Annotated in this window: 20 protein-coding genes; 11 read left to right on the top strand and 9 right to left on the bottom strand. The window is 67.7% G+C overall.

Annotation, left to right across the window (positions count from 1 at the left end; all coding sequences use genetic code 11):
* Positions 1-84: 84 nt before the first annotated feature.
* The 4 genes from QPR87_RS18340 to QPR87_RS18355 all read right to left on the bottom strand — a co-directional run bounded on the left by QPR87_RS18340 (position 85) and on the right by QPR87_RS18355 (position 2,931).
* The gene (locus QPR87_RS18340; RefSeq protein WP_285050718.1) at positions 85-924 is read right to left on the bottom strand and encodes a photosystem reaction center protein H; all 840 of its coding nucleotides are present in this window, start codon (positions 922-924) and stop codon (positions 85-87) included.
* 211 nt (positions 925-1,135) lie between these two features.
* Entirely contained in the window at positions 1,136-1,357 is a 222-nt protein-coding gene (locus tag QPR87_RS18345; protein WP_011747461.1) for a hypothetical protein, read from the bottom strand.
* Positions 1,358-1,372: 15 nt separating this feature from the next.
* On the bottom strand, positions 1,373-2,230 hold the full coding sequence (locus QPR87_RS18350; protein WP_285050720.1) for a glucose 1-dehydrogenase: 858 nt from the start codon (positions 2,228-2,230) through the stop codon (positions 1,373-1,375).
* On the bottom strand, positions 2,227-2,931 hold the full coding sequence (locus tag QPR87_RS18355) for a hypothetical protein (protein WP_285050721.1): 705 nt from the start codon (positions 2,929-2,931) through the stop codon (positions 2,227-2,229). Before QPR87_RS18355 ends, QPR87_RS18350 begins: the two co-directional genes overlap by 4 nt.
* Positions 2,932-3,069: 138 nt before the next feature.
* Here QPR87_RS18355 and QPR87_RS18360 point away from each other — a divergent pair, with 138 nt between their 5' ends.
* Positions 3,070-3,567 carry a YciE/YciF ferroxidase family protein gene (locus QPR87_RS18360; protein ID WP_285050722.1) on the top strand — a complete coding sequence of 166 codons (498 nt, stop codon included), beginning with the start codon at positions 3,070-3,072 and terminating at the stop codon, positions 3,565-3,567.
* 178 nt (positions 3,568-3,745) lie between these two features.
* Here the strand turns inward: QPR87_RS18360 and QPR87_RS18365 are convergent, their stop codons facing one another.
* A complete protein-coding gene (locus tag QPR87_RS18365) occupies positions 3,746-4,219 on the bottom strand; it encodes a sigma-70 family RNA polymerase sigma factor (protein ID WP_285050723.1) in 474 nt (157 codons plus the stop codon).
* A 100-nt stretch (positions 4,220-4,319) separates the two neighbouring features.
* Positions 4,320-4,502 carry a hypothetical protein gene (locus QPR87_RS18370; protein ID WP_128492987.1) on the bottom strand — a complete coding sequence of 61 codons (183 nt, stop codon included), beginning with the start codon at positions 4,500-4,502 and terminating at the stop codon, positions 4,320-4,322.
* A 359-nt stretch (positions 4,503-4,861) separates the two neighbouring features.
* Between QPR87_RS18370 and QPR87_RS18375 the strand changes: the two genes are divergently transcribed.
* From QPR87_RS18375 to QPR87_RS18400, 6 genes are all read left to right on the top strand, one after another.
* Positions 4,862-5,719, top strand: a complete 858-nt coding sequence (locus QPR87_RS18375; protein WP_232290500.1) for an AraC family transcriptional regulator — start codon at positions 4,862-4,864, stop codon at positions 5,717-5,719.
* An 87-nt stretch (positions 5,720-5,806) separates the two neighbouring features.
* On the top strand, positions 5,807-7,945 hold the full coding sequence (locus QPR87_RS18380) for a TonB-dependent siderophore receptor (protein WP_285050724.1): 2,139 nt from the start codon (positions 5,807-5,809) through the stop codon (positions 7,943-7,945).
* Positions 7,939-8,817 (top strand): ABC transporter substrate-binding protein, encoded by an 879-nt coding sequence (locus tag QPR87_RS18385; RefSeq protein ID WP_285050725.1) that lies wholly within the window; start codon positions 7,939-7,941, stop codon positions 8,815-8,817. The genes QPR87_RS18380 and QPR87_RS18385 overlap by 7 nt, the downstream gene beginning before the upstream one ends.
* Positions 8,814-10,784, top strand: coding sequence for a Fe(3+)-hydroxamate ABC transporter permease FhuB (gene fhuB / locus QPR87_RS18390; RefSeq protein ID WP_285050726.1), 1,971 nt, complete (start codon positions 8,814-8,816; stop codon positions 10,782-10,784). Before QPR87_RS18385 ends, fhuB begins: the two co-directional genes overlap by 4 nt.
* The gene (locus QPR87_RS18395; RefSeq protein ID WP_011747470.1) at positions 10,781-11,548 is read left to right on the top strand and encodes an ABC transporter ATP-binding protein; all 768 of its coding nucleotides are present in this window, start codon (positions 10,781-10,783) and stop codon (positions 11,546-11,548) included. Before fhuB ends, QPR87_RS18395 begins: the two co-directional genes overlap by 4 nt.
* Before the next feature lie 21 nt (positions 11,549-11,569).
* The gene (locus QPR87_RS18400; protein WP_285050727.1) at positions 11,570-13,270 is read left to right on the top strand and encodes an ABC transporter ATP-binding protein; all 1,701 of its coding nucleotides are present in this window, start codon (positions 11,570-11,572) and stop codon (positions 13,268-13,270) included.
* Positions 13,271-13,387: 117 nt separating this feature from the next.
* Here the strand turns inward: QPR87_RS18400 and QPR87_RS18405 are convergent, their stop codons facing one another.
* The 3 genes from QPR87_RS18405 to QPR87_RS18415 form a co-directional block, all read right to left on the bottom strand.
* Entirely contained in the window at positions 13,388-13,750 is a 363-nt protein-coding gene (locus tag QPR87_RS18405) for a ribbon-helix-helix domain-containing protein (RefSeq protein ID WP_011747472.1), read from the bottom strand.
* A gap of 26 nt (positions 13,751-13,776) precedes the next feature.
* Positions 13,777-14,334, bottom strand: coding sequence for a DJ-1/PfpI family protein (locus QPR87_RS18410; RefSeq protein ID WP_011747473.1), 558 nt, complete (start codon positions 14,332-14,334; stop codon positions 13,777-13,779).
* A 168-nt stretch (positions 14,335-14,502) separates the two neighbouring features.
* Positions 14,503-15,492 (bottom strand): LysR family transcriptional regulator, encoded by a 990-nt coding sequence (locus QPR87_RS18415; RefSeq protein WP_230998825.1) that lies wholly within the window; start codon positions 15,490-15,492, stop codon positions 14,503-14,505.
* A 240-nt stretch (positions 15,493-15,732) separates the two neighbouring features.
* Here QPR87_RS18415 and QPR87_RS18420 point away from each other — a divergent pair, with 240 nt between their 5' ends.
* The 4 genes from QPR87_RS18420 to QPR87_RS18435 all read left to right on the top strand — a co-directional run bounded on the left by QPR87_RS18420 (position 15,733) and on the right by QPR87_RS18435 (position 18,825).
* On the top strand, positions 15,733-16,575 hold the full coding sequence (locus QPR87_RS18420; protein ID WP_011747475.1) for a transporter substrate-binding domain-containing protein: 843 nt from the start codon (positions 15,733-15,735) through the stop codon (positions 16,573-16,575).
* A gap of 61 nt (positions 16,576-16,636) precedes the next feature.
* Positions 16,637-17,296: an amino acid ABC transporter permease gene (locus QPR87_RS18425; protein WP_011747476.1), complete on the top strand. Its 660-nt coding sequence runs from the start codon at positions 16,637-16,639 to the stop codon at positions 17,294-17,296.
* Positions 17,297-17,299: 3 nt separating this feature from the next.
* A complete protein-coding gene (locus tag QPR87_RS18430; protein ID WP_011747477.1) occupies positions 17,300-18,022 on the top strand; it encodes an amino acid ABC transporter permease in 723 nt (240 codons plus the stop codon).
* A 47-nt stretch (positions 18,023-18,069) separates the two neighbouring features.
* Positions 18,070-18,825: an amino acid ABC transporter ATP-binding protein gene (locus QPR87_RS18435; protein ID WP_285050760.1), complete on the top strand. Its 756-nt coding sequence runs from the start codon at positions 18,070-18,072 to the stop codon at positions 18,823-18,825.
* Positions 18,826-18,837: the final 12 nt, after the last annotated feature.

The raw sequence follows: 18,837 nt of genomic DNA on the forward strand, positions 1-18,837 counted from the left end.
GGCCGGCGATGCGCCTTCCGAGAGGCGACCCGCAGCCGGCCGGGACGGGCTGCGGGCCAGGTCGGGGTCGGGCAGGGATCGTGGTTACTGGAGGGCAGGGGCCGGGGCATTCTCGTCGAATTCCGGCAGGGCCTCCAGCTGCTCGCGTGTCCAGGGCAGGTAGATGCGGAGATCGGCATCCTTGCTGTAGACCACCAGATCGCCGATGGGGACCGCGACGCGATGCTCGCCCATGCCGAGGAAGCCGCCGACATCGATGATCGCGTGGCTGATCTCGGCCGTGCCCATCTGCTCGGGCTGGGCGTCGGTCGCCGTCTGCACCGGCGGAGTGGTGGCGTCGGTGGGCGTGGTGGTGCCGATATCCGAGCCGATATTCTCCATCCGGTCGGTATCGGCAGTGTCGGCGCCGCCTGCGGCATCTGCGGGTTCCGTCCCCATGTCGGGGGTCGCGGTCTCGGGGCTGGCCGTTTCGCCTTCGACCGCGCCGGTCGCGTCGGTTGCGTCGGGTTCCGGCTCCACCTCGGCCGCGTCGGCCGGCTCGCTTGCTGCCGGGCTTTCGGGGGTCGCGCCGGCCTCCGGCATGGCCGCGCCTGCGTCGCCGCCTTGCAGCGAGGTCGTGCCGTTGGCGAAGACCAGCCCATGCACCTCGCCGATCTCGTCGCCGGCGGAGTCGTAGACGGTGGCGCCTTGCAGGGTCTCGGTCGTCAGGACCACCTCGCCTTCGACATGGCCTTCGGGCGGCGTGATCGCGGGCAGGGGTTCGGCGGCAGGCGTGGTGTCCTCGCCTATGGTCACGGGCGGGGTTTCGGTCTGCGGGGTTTCGGTCTGCGGCGTTTCGGTCTGCGGCGTTTCGGTCTGCTGGGCCAGGGCACCCGTCACGCTGAGCGCGGCGGCAAGGGCGGTGGTGGCAAACAGATGTCTCATCTCGTTTCCTCCTCTGGATGCGGGGTTCGCAATGGGCCGTTGAACCGTCTGGAAGATCGAATGTTCCCGCATTCCACCTTCACGGAGGCGTTAGAATGGACCATGTCATGCATTTCTCTTCCGAACGCGGCCACGCTGACCGGCACCAGATAAGGCAAGCCCGAGTATCGAGGGCGCCTGCGGGCACAGGCTGCGGCCGTGCCTTTCTCCTTCAGTAATTCCCCGGCGGGTCGCTGGCCGGAAAGGATTCGTCGCCCTGCTCGTCCACGATGTCCCAGTTGCGCGGCGGGTTTTCCATCCGGCTGCGGCCGGCGGGGCGAATGTCCTGCCGCGGCCCGCGCGACCGGGCCGGCCGTGCCAGCGCATCGCAGGCTCCCTTGAGCGCAAAGCCGGCCGCAAGGCCGCAGAAAAACGCAAGGTTGCGATTGTTCATGGCTCGTCTCCTTTCTCAGATCATCGGCATGCCGCCGGTGACGGCGATGGTGGCGCCCGACACATAGCTCGACATCGGCTCGGCCAGCATCACATAGGCCGAGGCCAGCTCGACCGGCTGGGCGGGGCGTTCCATCGGATAGTCCGCGCCGAATTCCGCCACCTGCTCGGGGGACATGCTGGCGGGGATCAGCGGCGTCCAGACCGGGCCCGGTGCCACGGCGTTCACCCGGATGCCGCGCCCGGCCAGCATCTGCGCCAGCCCGGTGGTGAAGTTCTGGATCGCGCCCTTGGTCGTGGCATAGGCCAAGAGCTTGGGATTGGGCTTGTCGGCATTGATCGAGGCGGTGTTGATGATCGCGGACCCGGCGGGCATATGCGGCACCGCCGCCTTGGTCAGGTGAAAGATCGCGTCGATATTGACCGCAAAGGTATGGCGCCATTCCTCGTCCGGGATCTCCTCGATGCTGTCGAACAGCGCCTGATGCGCGGCGTTGTTCACCAGGATGTCGATGCGGCCGAAGCGTTCCACCACCTCGGCGACGATCTTGCGGCAATGTTCGGGATCGGCGATGTCGCCGGGGATCGACAGGCAGTCGCGCCCGGCCGCACGCACCAGATCGGCGGTGCTGGCCGCATCCTCGGTCTCGTCGAGCCACGAAAGCGCGATATCGGCGCCTTCGCGGGCATAGGCGATGGCGACGGCGCGGCCGATGCCGCTGTCGCCGCCGGTGATCAGCGCCACCTTGCCCTTCAGCCGGCCGCTGCCCTGCCAGCTTTCCTCGCCATGGTTGGGGCGTGGGTCCATTTTGCGAAAGCTGCCGGGCAGGGATTGCTGCTGCTTGGGAAAGGGCGGCTTGGGATAGTCGGTCATCGGTCGGGCCTTTCGTCATGGGTGGGATCGCCGGGCTGCTTGTCGCCGCTGCCGTGGCGGTTCGGATCCTCGGTAACGGCGCCGGCCGGGTCCACGCGCTGCTGGCGCTGGTCGAGCACATGCGGCGCAGGATGCCGCAGCCGTTCGACGGCCGATAGCGGCGGCTCGGCCGGGCGAGGGGCGGAAGGGTAACGGTCCCGCCCGGCCGCCGTTCCCGGCAAGCGGCGGCCTATCGCCCCGGCTGCGATCATGCCCAGCGATAGGCCGACCCCCAGGGCTGCAAGCCCCGTCGCGACACCCAGGGGCGGCAGAACCAGCTCCCATCCCGGGCGCAAGCGGGCGGGCATCAGGCCGTAATCCACCAGCCCCGCCATGGCGGCGGTGGCCAGCCCGGCCAGCCAGGCCAGTCCGGCGCCGCCCCGGGGCACGCGACGGACCAGCCAGATCGCCACCGCCGCCCAAAAGAAGCACGAGGCGACATGGATCGCGGCGCCAAGGCCGGTATGGCCGAGGTCGAGCGCCGTGGTGCTGGCGGCCGCGGGGCCGTGCAGCGCATGGGTGGTGGCGTTCAGCGGCATCCAGGCTGGCAGGCCGCGTGCCGCGGCCCACGCGCCCAGCACCAGCGCCGAGAGCACTGCCGCGCAGGCTCCGGCCAGGGGCCAGGCCAGGTCGAAACGGGCCATCGCGATCGGGCGGGTCATCGGAGCCTCCTTTCCCTTGGGGTGCGAACCGCCTGCGCCGCGCTTTGTTCCCGGGAACATTTCCCGGCACCGCCGGTTCAAGGCCCTGCGAAACCGCCGGCCCATCAAGGCCGGCCTGCCAGGGAAGGAGACATCCGCATGGCCCACAAGGTTCTTGACGACCTGTTCCACGACACGCTGAAGGACATCTATTATGCCGAGCGCCGGATCCTGAAGGCGCTGCCCAGGATGGCGCGCGCCGCCCAGTCAGACCGGTTGCGCGAGGCTTTCGAGACCCATCGCGACGAGACCGAAACCCATGTCGAGCGGCTGCAGCAGGTGTTCGAGGTCATCGGCAAATCGGCGCGCGGCAAGACCTGCCCGGCCATCGACGGCATCATCGAGGAGGGCGATGAGGTCATGGCCGCCTTCAAGGGCGCCCCGGCGCTGGATGCCGGGCTGATCGCCGCCGCCCAGGCGGTCGAGCATTACGAGATCGCCCGCTACGGCACCCTGCGGCAATGGGCCAGGCAACTGGGCCTGAAGGAAGCCGCGGCGCTGCTCGACCAGACGCTCGATGAGGAATCCACCACCGACGAGTTGCTGACCGGGATCGCCGAGAGCGAGGCCAACCAGGAGGCGGTCGAGCCCGCCTGACGGCACATGCCTTCGCGGCCCCACCCTGTCGGCGGGGCCGCGTATTTTCCCAAGCCGCTGGCGAAGCAAGGGTTTCCTTGCAGGGCCGGCTGCCACTGCGAGAAGGGCGAGCGGATCTTTCCCGCGCGGCTTTGCCGATGCGCGCGCTGTGCCGGCGTCACCAGGAGACAGCGGCGTGTCAGAAAGCCGGCTGCAGCACCTTGCGCAACATGGTGCGGGCGCGGTTCACCCGGCTCTTGATGGTGCCGATGTCGCAATCGAGGATCCGCGACGCGTCCAGATAGGTCTCGCCGAGCGCGCCGACCAGGACGATCGCCTCGCGGTAATGTCGCGGCATCGCGCGCAGCGCGGCCTGCAACTCGCTGGCCTGCATGTGCCATTCCTGTCCGGCTTTGACCTGCGGCACCCGCGAGGCGCAATCCGCCGCCCCGGTCCGCTCACGCGCGGATTTCTGGCAATTGGTGAGGAAGCGGTTGCGCATGATGGTGAACAGCCAGGCCCGCATGTTGGTGCCGGGCCGGTAGCGATGCGCGTTCTCGATGGCGCGCAGCAGGGTTTCCTGGACCAGGTCGTCCGCATCCGGGACCGACCTGCACAAGGCGCGCGAATAGGCCCGGAGTGCTGGGATATGTCCGAGTATGTCGTCCGACATGACGGTCCTTCGCAATCCTCGGGGTGACGGCGAAGAGTCAATGCAGGGAAGGGGGGATGGTTCCGTTCCAAATTGCCGGATCGGCGAAAAACCGACTGGCCTAGCGGGCGCCGTCGCCATTGCTGCCGCGGCGCTGCCGGGCATCCTCAAGCGCCGCTTCCAGCCGCTTCGACAGTTCGCGCAGCCGGGGCGAAATCGGCTCCTTCTCCGTCTGCGCCAGCAGCTCGGACAGGGCCTTGTCGATCTCGGGATCGACGATGGGGCCGCTTTCACCGTTGGCCATCAGGATCTCCATGGTCCATGTAACTTAATATATCTTAATCGAATGACGTCGTTTGGCGAGCCTCCCGAACCTGCATTTCCCGACAGTGTTGCAGAATGGGACACAAATTCTCGATCCCGATCCGGCGCTGCTCCGCGCCATCCGCAAGGCGCAGTCGAGGGCAAACAGCCTGACAGCACAGTTTCCGGGCAGCTTGCGCGGAACCGGACCACGTCACGAGGGCGGATCGGGCAAGGAGGCTTGCAAATCCAGAGTTTTTCAATCAACAATTTGCGATGACGACAGCGGCTGGCCATGCAGCAGCCGGAAACGGGATCAAGTTGGAGAAGATGCGGCCTTCCAGAGAATTCCGGCCCCGAATGGAGACGCGCATCCAGGGGTTGCACACCTTGGCGCCGCTGTCCTTTCGCCGCTTTGCGGGGGCGATCGCCGATGTCTGGTCGGTGCGGGGCGAGACGGGAGGCGGCGGGTTCTATATCGCGCCGGACCCGCGCATCGTGGTCTTTTTGGGCGAGGCGCCGCCGCCGATGGTGTTGCGCGCCGGCACGGACATGGTCGAGCATCGCGGCATCCAGGCGCTTTACGTTCCCGAAGGCGTTCCGTTGTGGAGCCGCATCGAAGCCCCGCATGAAAAGATGCACCTGGATTTTCACATGGAAAGCGGCGGTCTGCGGCAACGGCTGGCGGCGGCGAACCTGTGGCCCGACCTGTCCAGGCCCCGCCTGTTCGGCCCCAGCGATCATTTGACCAACCTTGCCCGGATGGCCGCCGACGAGGTTCGCGCGCCGCGCCGGGGCGACATGCTGATCGACGCGCTGCTCTCGGCCACCTTGGCCGAGATCTTTGCCACCCATCCGCAGCCGCCCGCGCCGGCCACGGGCGCCTTGTCCGCCCGCAAATTCGCTGCCGTCGAAACCCATCTGCGGGCCAATCTGGGCCGACATGTCCCGGTGGCCGAGATGGCAGAGATCGCGGGGCTTTCCGAAAGCCGCTTTTCTTACGCCTTCAAGCGGTTGCGCAACGAAACGCCGCAGCGCTGGCAGGCCCGCATCCGGCTGGAGGCGGCGCGAAGGATGATACGCGACCCCGCGCGGTCGCTGGCCGACATCGCCTATGCGACCGGATTCGCCGACCAGGCGCATCTGTCGCGCGCCTTCCGCGCGGCCCACGGCATCCCGCCCTCGGTCTGGCGCCGGCAGGGATTGCAGGATTCCTGATCAAATCCCTGCGGGATGGTTCAAGACAGCCCTCGAATACCTGAGTTAATAGCTCGGAAACATTCGCGGACAGAACAAATGATCAAGATGAACAAAGCCCAACCCCTTCTCCTTGGCGTCAGCCTGCTCGCCATCGCGGCGACCGGCGCCTTCGCGCAGGAACGGAACGACACGCGCCAGACCTTCATGGGTGCGGTCGTGCTGGATACCGTCACGATCGAGGGGTTCGAGAATCCCAGCGCGCCGCTCGACGGCACGGTGGCCCATTCCTCGGCCACGACCAAGACCCGCCGGCCGATCCTCGAGACGCAATCCTCGGTCTCGGTCGTGCCGCGCAAGCAGATGGACGAGCAGGGCGCGACGAACCTCTCCGATGCGCTGGGCTATTCCGCCGGGATCATCACCGAGAACTATGGCAACGATCCGCGCTTCGACAGCCTTTATCTGCGCGGCTTCAACCTTGAAAACGACAAGTTCCTGGACGGGCTGCGCCTGATGCGCTCGACCCAGTTCCCGACCAGCGCGCCCGCCTTCGAGCTTTACGGGCTGGAGCGGGTCGAGGTGCTGCGCGGCCCGGCCTCGGTGCTCTACGGGGCGGGGACTCCTGCGGGCCTGGTCAACATGATCCAGAAGCGGGCGCAGGCGGATGGCGATTTCACCGAACTGGGCTTCAGCCTGGACAGCAAGGGCTCGGCCTCGGTCTATGGGGATGCGAACCGGGTGGTCGATGACCGCTTCGCCTATCGCGTCACGTCCAAGGGCAGCAATGCCAGGACCGATGTCGAGGAAATCGACAACCTGCGCGGCTATCTGGGCCTGTCGGCCAGCTATGCGCTGAGCGAGGCGACCGAGCTGGAGTTCATGGCCAGCTATCACGGCGACGCGCCGATCTCGCCTACGGGGGTGCCCAGCGGACTGGTGGGCCTGGTCGATGCCAAGGATCTGCGCGAGTTCTATTTCGGCGACGAGTCGATCAATGACAGCGACCGCAAGATGGGCACGCTCAGCTTTGGCCTGACGCATGATTTCGGCAATGGCTGGCGGTTGAACAATACGCTGCGCTATACCGATTTCGACTGGGATTATGACAGCGTGTATATCAGCGGGCTGACCGGCACCTCGGTCGGGCGGGGCGTCATCACCCAGCGGGAAAACTTCCGCGCCATCGCCACCGACCTGCGGCTGGCGGGCAGCGCCGAAACCGGGGCCGTGTCGCATGAACTGACCTTTGGCCTTGATGCGCAAAAGCTGCGCGAGCGCGCCTATACCGGCTTTTCCACCATTGCGCCCATCGACTATACCGCGCCGTCCTATGGGGGCATAACCGTGCCCGCTCCGTGGTATACGGCGAACAAGTCCGTCGATGCGACGCAGGTCGGCCTGTATGCTCTGGATGAGATCGAATACGGCAACTGGCGCGCGACGGCGGGGCTGCGATACGAATGGACCCGGCAAAAGGGCCAGAGCGTGACGAATTTCGGCACCACCGATTACGCCCGCGACGACCAGCAGCTGACCGGCCATCTGGGCCTGGGCTATCTGTGGGACAACGGCGTTTCGGTTTATGCGTCCTATTCGACCTCATACCTGCCCCAGCCGGGCTTCGACATCGACAACAACCCGCTGAAGCCCACCCACGGCAAGCAATGGGAGCTTGGGGCCAAATACGAGCCCACCGCCTTCGACGGGCTGCTCACCGCTGCGCTTTACGACCTGCGCGAAACCGACCGCAACACCTCGGTCACCGAAGAGGTCGAGGGCGGCACCATCACCGGCACCCGCCAGATCGGCGAGGCACGCATTCGCGGGCTGGAACTGGAAGGCGTGGCCGAATTCGGCCAGGGCTGGTCGGTCAAGGGCGCCTATACCTATGCCTCGACCGAAATCTCGGGCGACAACGGCGGCAACGAACTGGCGAACACCCCGCGCCACGCGGCCAGCCTGTGGCTGTCGCATGAATTCCAGTCCGGCCCGATGCAGGGGCTGCAACTGGGCGGGGGCGTGCGTTACATCGGTTCTCGCTGGGCCTCGGACGCGAATACGCAGCGGCTCGAGGCGGTGACACTGCTGGATCTGGGCGCAAGCTATGAATGGGGGAACGGCCTGGTCGGCCGGCTGAATATCAACAACGTGACGGATGAGACCTATATCTCGGCCGTGGGGCTGAACTCCAGCTATTACGGCGACGGACGCACGGTGCAGGCAAGCCTGAGCCGTAAATGGTAGGAGCCTGCGGGTTCAGCCGACGCGCCTTTCTGGCCGCCGCCTGCGCGGTGGCCGGCAGGGCGCTGCCGGCTTTTGCGGCGGACGGGTTGCGGCTGGCGGCGGTGGACTGGGCGATGGCCGAGACCGCGATGGCGCTTGGCCACCCGCCAGCCGCCCTGGCCGAACTGATCGGCTTTCGCGATGCCGCGGTGGAGCCGCCGCCGCAGGGCACCATCGACCTTGGTCTGCGCGGGGCGCCCAATCTGGAGGCGCTCAGCCTGGTTGCGCCCGACCTGATCCTGTCCTCCAGCTACTACAGCGCGATACAGCCGCGGCTGGAACGGATCGCGCCGGTCTTTACCCGCGCGCTTTATGTCGCCGATGAGCCCGCCTTTCCCAAGGTCATGGCATTGCTGGCAGAGTTGGCGCAGCGGCTTGGCGATCCCGCCGCCGGGCCGCGGGCGCAAGCCGCCGCGCAGGCCGAATTCGCCACGCTCGCAGGCCGCGCCGCGGGTTTTGCCGACCGGGCCTGCCTGCTGTTCGAACTGGGCGATTCCCGGCATATCCGCGTCTTTGGCACCGACAGCCTGTTCAGCGGCGCGCTGGAGGCCATGGGCTTGCGCAACGCTTGGACCGCGCGCACCAGCTTTGCCTTTGCCGCCCCGGTACCGCTGGAAAAGCTTGCCGAATACCCGGAAGCCCGCTTGGTCATCGTGGGCCGGATGCCGCCCCAGGCCGAACGCGGGCTGGGTTCGGCGGCCCTGTGGAACAGCCTGCCGCCGGTCAAGGCGGGGCGGGTCCATCGCCTGCCGGAACTCAGGCCCTTTGCCGGCATCCCTGCGGCCCTGCGCTTTGCGCATGAGCTTGTCGCCGCGCTGGAGGGCCGGGCATGAATCGCATGATCCTTGCCGCGGGGGCCGTCATGGCGCTGGCGCTGTGGAGCATTGCCGCGCTGTCGGTCCTGCCGCCGGCCGCATGGCCCACCCTGCCTTGGCGGGTCGACGAGATGACGGTCCAGCAGATCCTGCTGGCCTATGGGCTGATGCCGCGCGGGGTTCTGGCGCTGCTGGCGGGTGCGGCGCTGGGGCTGGCCGGGGCGCTGATGCAGGCGGTGCTGCGCAATCCGCTGGCCGATCCGACGACGCTTGGCACGGCATCCGGCGCCCAACTGGCGATCGTGGCGGCGACGATTTTCGTGCCCGACTGGCTGCTGAGGGGGAACCTGCCGGTCGCCCTGGCGGGTGCCGGGGCGGCGACGGGTCTGGTCATGGCGCTGGGGGCGCGGCGGAGTTTTGCGCCGGTGACGGTGACCATCGCCGGGATGCTGGTGGGGTTGATGGCCTCGGCCTTGGCGACCGCGATGACGCTGGCGCAGGGCCATTACCTGCTGTCGCTGGTGATGTGGAACGGCGGCGCGCTGGCGCAGGTGGACTGGTCGGGCAGCCGGCACATGGCACTGGCGCTGGTCCCCGCGCTGCTGGCTGCTGCGGCGCTGGCCCGGCCGCTGATGGTGATGTCGCTTGGTCCCGAGGGCGCGCATGGCCTGGGCCTGCGGCTGGCGCCCCTGCGCTTTGCGACCCTGCTGCTGGCGGTCGCCCTGTCGGCCATGGTATCGGCCGAGATCGGGCTGGTCGGCTTTGTCGGCCTTGCCGCGCCGGCCATCGCCCGCAGCCTTGGCGCGCGGACGCTGCTTCAGCGCCTGATGCTGGCGCCGGTGGCGGGCGCGCTGGTGCTGTCGCTGGCCGACGGGTTGCTGCTGGCGCTGGCGGCGGCGGGCGGTCCCAGCCTGCCCACGGGGGCGCTGACCGGGCTGATCGGCGGGCCGCTGCTGATCTGGCTGCTGCCCCGGATGAAGGCGCAGGTGCCGCAGCAAACCGAAGCCGGCGACCGCCGCGGCCACCGCGCCGCATATCCCGAACGGCTGCTGGCGGGGCTGGGTGCGGTCTGCCTTGCGCTGGCCGTGCTGACCCTGTTCGGCGGGCGCGGGCCGGATGGCTGGGGCTTCATGCCCTCGGAACTGCGCGAGACCTTCCTGCCGCTGCGCGCCACCGCGATCCTGGCGGCGGCCTCGGCGGGCGCGCTGCTGGCCGGGTCGGGGGCGATCCTGCAACGGCTGACCGCGAATCCTATGGCCGCGCCCGAGGTGCTGGGCGTGACCGGCGGCGCCTCGCTGGGCTATGCGGTCACGGTCATCGCCGTGGACGGCGCGGGGCCGCTGATTCTGGCGCTGGGAACCTCGGCGGGTGGCGCCTTGGCGCTGGCGGGGCTTGCGGGATTCGCGATGCGCGCCGATCTGTCGCCCGCGCGGCTGCTGCTGGCGGGGCTGGCCATCGGGGCGCTGGCCTCGGCGGTGCTGGGCGCGATCATGGCTTCGGACGACCGCCGGGCATGGGTGATCCTGGGCTGGCTTGCGGGCAGCGCCTCGCAGGTCGCGCCCTTGGGCGCCGCCGCCCTGGCGGGGCTGGCGCTGGCGCTGCTGGCCGCGCTGGTCGGCGCCGCGCGCTGGCTTGAGATCCTGCCCCTGGGCGGCGAGGTCGGCCGCGCGCTCGGCCTGCCGCTGGCGCAGGTGCGGCTGGGGCTGATCCTGCTGGCGGGGCTGGCGACCGGCGCGGCGACGATGCTGGTCGGTCCGGTCAGCTTCGTCGGCCTGATGGCGCCGCATCTGGCGCGGGCCATGGGCCTTGCCCGCGCCGTGCCCTTCTGCGCGGGAAGCTGGCTGCTGGGCGCGCTCCTGATGCTGCTCGCGGCCTTCGGCGCGCGCACCGCCAGCTATCCCTACGACCTGCCGCTGGGCCTGTTCGCCACGCTGATCGGCACGCCCTGGCTGTTCATCCTGCTGATGAAAAGGACCTCCGCATGACGCTGTTCACGCTGTCGGGCGTCTCTTACGACGTGCCGGGCCGCCGGCTGATCGAGGGGCTGGACCTGGAGATCCGCCCCGGCATGGTCACGGCCCTGATCGGGCGCAACGGTTCGGGCAAATCGACGCTTCTGAAGCTGATCTCGGGGCAGAACCGGCCTTCGACCGGGCGCATCGCCTATGCCGGCCGCGACCTGGCGACATGGTCGCCGCGCGAGCTGGCCCGCGACCTGGCCTATCTGCCGCAGGTCACGCCCCCGGCCGAGGGGATGCTGGTCGAGGAACTGGTCGCCCTTGGCCGCTTTCCCTGGCGCGGCGCGCTGGGTCGCTTTCGCCCCGAGGATCACGCCGCCGTCGATGCCGCCATCGCCCGCTGCCATGTCGGCCATCTGCGCGACCGCCTGGTCGATACCTTGTCGGGTGGCGAGCGCCAGCGCAGCTGGATCGCGATGATGCTGGCGCAAGGTGCCCGCACCTTGCTGCTGGACGAGCCGATCTCGGCCCTGGATGTCGCCCATCAGGTCGAGGTCCTGGACCTGGTGCATGGCATGTGCCGCAACGAGGGGCTGTCGGCCATCGTCGTGCTGCACGACCTGAACATGGCCGCGCGCTATTGCGACCATGTGGTCGCGCTTGGCTCGGGCCGGCTGCTGCTGGACGGCCCCATCGGCGCATTGATGACGCCCGAGGCGCTGCTGAACATCTATGGCCTGCGGATGCATGTCGCCGCGCATGAGGGCCATGCCTTCGCCCTGCCGCGCTAGAGCCCCCGAAAGGATCCCCGAATGCTGCGCAAGTTCCTGGCATATTACAAACCGCACCGGCGCCTGTTCTGGCTGGATTTCGGTTGCGCGGTCCTGTCGGGCCTGCTGGAACTGGCATTCCCGCTGGCGATCACGCTGTTCATCGACCACCTGCTGCCGATGGGCGACTGGTCGCTGACCATCGCCGCCGCCGTCGGCCTGCTGCTGGTCTATGCCTTCAACACCCTGCTGATGGGCATCGTGATCTATTGGGGCCACATGCTGGGGATCGAGATCGAGACCGAGATGCGCGCCCGCGCCTTTTCCCACCTGACGCGGCTGTCCTGGCGCTGGTATGACCGCGCCCGCACCGGCAAGCTGGTCGCCCGCGTCACCCGCGATCTGGAAGAGATCGGCGAGGTCGCCCATCACGGCCCCGAGGATGCCTTCATCGCCATCATGACCTTTTTCGGGGCGCTGGCGCTGATGGTCATGCTGCATCCGGTGCTGGCGCTGGTGACCGCGGGGATCGTGCCGCTGACCGTCTGGCTGGTGGTCGTCTATGGCACGCGGATGACGAATACCTGGCGCCAGATCTATGCCCGCGTCGGCAGTTTCAACGTCCGGCTGGAGGAGGCCATCGGCGGCATCCGCGTCGTGCAGGCATTCGCCAACGAGGCGCATGAGGAAACCCTGTTCGAAAAGGACAACCGCGCCTATCGCGCGACCAAGCTGGACGCCTATCGGATCATGGCGCTGTCCACCGCCATCCATTATATGGGCCTGCGCTTCGTGCAGGTCGTGGTGATGGTCGTGGGCGCGGGCTTCGTGCTGCAAGGCAGCCTGACGACCGGCGCCTTCGTGGGCTTCCTGCTGCTGGTCGGGGTCTTTTTCCGCCCCCTGGAAAAGATCGCCGCCGTGATCGAGACCTATCCGCGCGGCATCGCCGGCTTCCGCCGCTATCAGGAACTGCTGGAGACCGAGCCCGAGATCGCCGACGGCCCCGACGCCATTCCGGCCCCCCCGTTGAAGGGGCATGTCGCATTCGAGGACGTCTCGTTCGGCTATGACGGCACGCGGCCGGTGCTGCGGGGGATCACGCTGGAGGTGAAGGCGGGCGAGACGGTGGCCTTCGTCGGCCCTTCGGGCGCGGGCAAGACGACGCTCCTGGCCCTGGTGCCGCGGTTTTATGACCCCGATACGGGCCGGATCAGCATCGACGGGCTGCCCTTGGATGCGATGACGCTGGACAGCTTGCGCGGCCAGATCGGCATCGTCGGCCAGGACGTGTTCCTGTTCGGCACCACCCTGCGCGAGAATATCGCCTATGGCCGCCTTGGCGCGCCCGAGGGGGACATCGTCGCCGCCGCCGAGAAGGCCCAGCTTGGGCAGTTGATCGCGAGCCTGCCCAAGGGGCTGGATACCTTGGTCGGCGAACGCGGGGTGATGCTGTCGGGTGGGCAGAAGCAGCGCGTGGCCATCGCCCGCGCCTTCCTGAAGAACCCGCCGATCCTGATCCTCGACGAGGCGACCTCGGCGCTTGACCGCGAGACCGAGCGCGAGATTCAGTCGGCGCTGGAGGCCCTTTCCGTCGGACGCACCACGCTGGTCATCGCACACCGCCTGAGCACGATCCGCAACGCTGATCGCATCGTGGTGATGGAGGAGGGCCAGTTGCGCGAGGCGGGCGACCATCACGCGCTGCTTTCGCAAGGCGGCCTCTATGCCCGTCTGGCGAGTTGAAGGGACTGCCGCATCCGGCCGGGGGGCGACGATGTCGCTGCGCTTGCCTTGGGCATCATCGGCCCGCTTGCGCCTGCATTGCGGCGAGGTCTGGCCCGGGTCCGAACCCGGGCGGCTTCAGTTCACCCGCAAGCCGCGCCGTTGCTGTTCGCGCGCAAGGATCTCTTGTGCCGGATGGCCGGCGATCGGCATATGCAGGTCGGCCGAAACATCGCCCGCCGCGATCAGCGCGTGATAGCGCGCGCAGCAGACCCGCAGGAACGAGGTGAAGTTGCCGAGGTCATGGTCGGCATCCATCGCCTCGTGCCACAGCCGGGTGATGAGCTGCGCGACGGTCATGCCGTCGCGCGCGCCGATCTCGGCCAGCGTGTCCCAGAAGTGGTTCTCGATCCGGATCGAGGTGGCGACCCCGTCGATGCGCAGGCTGTGGGTGCGGCTTTGCCATTGGGCGGCATCGGCCTTGATGAAGAGTTCGCACATCGCCGGGTCTCCTCCTTCCGTTGATGTCAGAGCAGCGCCAGGAATTGCCGGAGCCAGGCCGGATGGGCGGGCCAGGCCGGCGCGGTGACCAGTTTGCCATCGGTGACCGCCTCGGTCACCGGAATATCGGCGAAACTGCCGCCCGAGGCCGTCACCTCATAGGCGCAGGCCGGATAGGCCGAGCAGGTCCGGCCCTTCAGCACTCCCGCGGCGGCCAGAAGCTGCGCGCCGTGGCAGATCGCGGCGACGGGCTTGTCCGCCTCGAAGAAGTGCCGGACCTTGGCCAGGACCGCCTCGTTCATCCGCAGGTATTCGGGCGCGCGGCCGCCGGGCACCACCAGCGCATCGTATTCGGCGGCGTCCACGGCGTCGAAATCGGCATTCAGCGCGAAATTGTGGCCGGGCTTCTCGGAATAGGTCTGGTCGCCTTCGAAATCGTGGATCGCGGTCTTGACCGTGTCGCCGGCCTTCTTGCCGGGACAGACCGCATCGACGCTGTGGCCGGTGGCCAGCAGCGCCTGGAACGGGACCATGGTCTCGTAATCCTCGGTGAAGTCGCCGGTGATCATCAGGATCTTCGCCATCGCATCCTCCCTTGCTGACGGACCTGTCCCAGTCTAGGCCAAAAGGGCAGGGCGCGGGTGTTAGCCGGATACTACGCCCGGCACCGGGGCGAGCCGCCGTGCAGGCATGATCCGCTGCCGGGCATCCTGAAGGACGATTCCGGCGCCGATGGGCTTTGCGGCGGGGATCTATTTCGCGACCGTCACGGCCGCGCCCAGCCAAGGGGCCAGGGCGCCAAGGGCGGGGACATATTGCGTGGCGACGATCGTGCGGCAGGTCTGGACCAGCAGCGGCTTCAATGCCGTCAACTCGCCGCTGCGCGTCACCAGATAGATCCGCCGCGCGAAGGCCGGGCCGGGCAGCGGCAGGACTTGCAGGAACGGCACATGGTTCGCGCATTTGCGGATGCAGCTTGGCGTCAGGATGGTCCAGCCCAGCCCGGCCGCGACGAAGCTGATGATGGAATCGATGGTGTCGCAGGCGAAGGCATGCGGGACCTCCAGCCGGGTGCGGCGGAATTGCTGTTCGACCCGCCGCGCGATGCCCGTCGCGGCGCCCGAGCGGATCATCGGCGAGGTGGTGGCGAAACGGCGAAACGATTCCTCGTCCCGGAACGGCGGCACGTCCTTGGGCACCAGCGCGATGAACTGCTCGGAGAAAAGCTCGTGACGGTCGAAGCGGTCGAGGTCGTCGAAAGGGTCCGCCGATATGACGGCGTCCAGCTCGCCGTTGATCAGCTTTTGCCGCAGCGGCTCCATGAAGCCGCTGAAGATCGAGACCGCGTCGACGGTATGGCGCATGGCCTTGATCAACTGCGGCACCAGCGGATCGGACAGCGAATCGATGATCCCCAGCCGCAGCTGGGTCAGGGTCGTCTGGTTGGCGTCCAGCAACTCGTTTCTCAGCGATGCCGCCTGCGACAGCAGCCGCTCGGCGCTTTGCGCCAGCCGACGGCCGGCCGGCGTCGGCAGCATGGGGCGCGAGGCCCGGTCGAACAGCGGAACGCCCAGTTCCGCCTCAAGCCGCAGGATCTGCCGGGATACCGCCGATTGCGTCAGCTGCATCCGCTCGGCGGCGGCGGTCATGCTGCCGGTGCCGAAGACGGCAAGGTAAAGTTCGAGCGCATGCAGGTCTATCGCTACGCGAGGGAGGGGGCCGAGGCTGTCAGCGGCGCACATGAGGTCACACCATGATATTATGGAATTATAATCAGGAGTTTTCGGGATGATGGCAAGCGGAAATCATGCCGGACGTGAAAGATACACCCAATTATCATGTTGTAATACATTGAATTAATTTTGACCCGCCGGACGCAAGGTGCGTTCCGGCGACAAGCCATAGGATGATTTTTGTTTTTGATGTGGCGCGGATTCGCCGTATCCACGGCTCAGATCATCTGACAAGGGAGGAGCCTGACAATGATCACCCGCCGCACCTTCGCCGGCCTGTCGGTCAGCATCGCCATCGCCTTGGCGAGCGCAGTGCCGGCTCTGGCCGAAACCACCTTCGAGAAGATCAAGCGCACCGGCACGATGGTCGTGGGCACCGAGGCTGCCTATCCACCGTTCGAATTTGTCAAGGACGGGCAGATCACCGGCTTCGGCCGCGACCTGCTGGACGAGATCGCCAGGTCCTGGGGCGTCGAGATCAAGCAACTCGACCTGCCGTTCCAGGGCATCCTGCCGGGGCTTCTGGCGCAGAAGTTCGACTTCGTGGCGACCTCGGTCGGCATCAACCCGGAGCGGGCGGCGCGCTATGCCTATACGCTGCCCATCGCCGACAGCACCGCCTATGCCATCAAGCGCGCCGGCAACGACCACATCAAGGGCGTCGAGGACCTGGCCGGCAAGGTGGTGGCGACGCAGCTCGCCTCGGCCGTCGATCCGGTCGCCAAGGCGCTGGACGAGAAGCTGAAGGCCGAGGGCAAGGGCTTTTCCGAGCTCAAGCTGTTCCCGACCTTCAACGATTCCTTCCTGGCGGTGGCCAACGGCACGGCGGATGCCGCCATGGCGGGGCTGCCGGTGCTGCAAAACCTGATGAACGAACGCCCGGGCGTCTTCGAGCTGGTCGGGCAGGCGGCGGATACCCAGAGCCTGAACGCCTGGGTGGTGCGCCCCGAGGACAAGGACCTGCGCGACGCCATCAACGCCGTCGTCCTGGAGCTGAAGGCCAGCGGCCGCTTTGCCGAATTGCAGCAGAAATGGCTCGGCATGACCTACGACCTGCCCGAAAAGGACTACCTGCCCGAAGGGGCGCTCTGATGGGCGCGCGGCCCTTTCCCAAGGGCCGCGGCGCAAGCCGAGCAGAAGCAGGAGCAAACCCTTGGACTTCGACCTTGCGGCGTTTGGTGACGCCTTTCCCCGGCTGCTGCCCGCAGCCCTCACCAACCTGACCATCGCGCTGGTGGCGATGACGCTGGCGCTGATCGGCGGCACCGTGCTGACGGTGCTGCGCACCACCGGCATCGGCCTGCTGACAGGCGCCATCGGCGTGCTCATCAGCTTTATCCGCGGCACGCCGATCCTGGTGCAGATCTTTCTGTTCTACTATGGGTTGCCGGCGCTGGGGCTGGACCTGACGCCGATCCAGGCCGGGGTGCTGGCCATCGCGCTGAACAGCTCGATCTTCATCACCGAGATCATGCGCGGGGGGCTCTCCGGCATGGATCCCGGCCCGGTCGAGGCCGCCATCGCCCTGGGTGTGCGGGCGCGGACGATCTGGACGCGGGTGATCCTGCCGCAGCTTTACATCCGCATCCTGCCGCCGCTGGTCAACGAGTTGACCACCATCGTCAAGGGCACCGCGCTGCTGTCGGTCATCACCGTGGTCGAGGTGCTGCGCACCGCGCAGCAGATCGCCAACACCACCTTCCGCCCGCTTGAGGCGCTGCTGGCCGCCGCCATCGTGCTGTTCGCGCTGAACCTGGCGATCAGCCAGCTGGGCCGGCGCATCGAAACCCGCTTCGCCGCGCGCAGGGGATAGACCATGACCCTCGATTTCTCCGTCATTCTCGACAATTGGCAGCTTTTCGCCTCGGGGCTGTGGATGACGCTGGTCGTCGCCCTGTTGTCCATCGCCGCGGGTTTCCTGCTGGCGATCCCGGTGGCGATCATGGCGCTGTCGCATCGCCGCTGGCTGCGCACCATCGCCGGGGCCTATGTGGAATGGTTCCGCAACATCCCCTTCATCGTGGTGCTGTATATCTTCTTCTACGGCCTGCCCTTCATGGGGTTGCGCCTGCCCGAGCCGGTGGTCGGCGGCATCGCCCTGGCCTTCTATGCCAGCACCTATTTCTCGGAGGTGATCCGCGGCGCGGTGCTGGCGGTGCCCAAGGGCCAGCTCGAGGCCGCGCGCGCCGTCGGCATGTCCTATTTCATGGGCATGCGCGAGGTGGTGGCGCCGCAGACGCTGCGGCTGCTGCTGCCGCCCTCGACCAACACCGCGATCTCGATGATCAAGGAGACCTCGGTGCTGTCCACCATCACCGTGGCCGAGATCACCTATCAGGGCCTCGTGGTCCAGGGCGCCACCTTCGCCCCGTTCGAGGTGTTCCTGACCACGGCGGCGCTTTACTGGCTGATCACCTCGGCCTTCGCCCATGGCATGCACCGGGTCGAGCGCGCCGCCGGCGCCGCGCAGGGCAGCCAGCAGGCCCGGCACAGCCTGGCCGACAAGTATCTTCAGCTTGGAATGCGGAGGAGCAAGTGACCCGTCCCCTTCTGAAAGTCTCGAACCTCGCCAAGTCCTTCGGAACCATGACCGCGCTGCGCGACATCAGCTTCGAGGTCGAGGCGGGCGAGGTGGTCTGCATCATCGGCCCCTCGGGTTGCGGCAAGAGCACGCTTCTGCGCTGCATCAACTACCTGACCTTTCCCGACGGCGGCTTCGTCGAGGTGGACGGCACCCATATCGGCCGCGAGCCGGGCCGCGACGGCAAGGTGCGGATGCAGTCGCACAAGCGCATCGACCAGTTGCGGCCGATGATGGGCTTCGTGTTCCAGCAGTTCAACCTGTGGCCGCACATGACCGTGCTGGAGAACATCGCCCGCGGCCCGGTCAAGGTGCAGCGCCGCCCGCGCGATGAGGTCGAGCGCCAGGCCCGCGCGCTGCTGGCCCGCTTTGGCCTGGCCGGCAAGGAGGATGCCTATCCCTCGGCCCTGTCGGGCGGCCAGAAGCAGCGCGTCGCCATCGCCCGCGCGCTGGCCATGGAGCCGCGGCTGATGCTTTTCGACGAGCCGACCTCGGCGCTCGACCCCGAGATCGTCAATGAGGTGCTGCTGTTCCTGCGCGAACTGGCCGACAGCGGCATGACCATGGTGATCGTGACGCATGAGATCGGCTTTGCCCGCCATGTCGCCGACCGGGTGATCTTTCTCGACGGCGGCCTTGTCGCCGAACAGGGCCCGGCCCGGCAGGTGCTGGGCGACCCGCAGAACCCCAGGCTGAGGGAATTCCTCGCCCAGATCCACGAGGTGGCCGCCCCGGCCGACCTCTCGACCCCAAGCCATTGATTTACCCGGAGG

Origin of the sequence: Paracoccus sp. SSJ (assembly GCF_030234105.1) — a bacterium.
GTDB classification, from domain to species: Bacteria; Pseudomonadota; Alphaproteobacteria; order Rhodobacterales; family Rhodobacteraceae; genus Paracoccus; species Paracoccus denitrificans.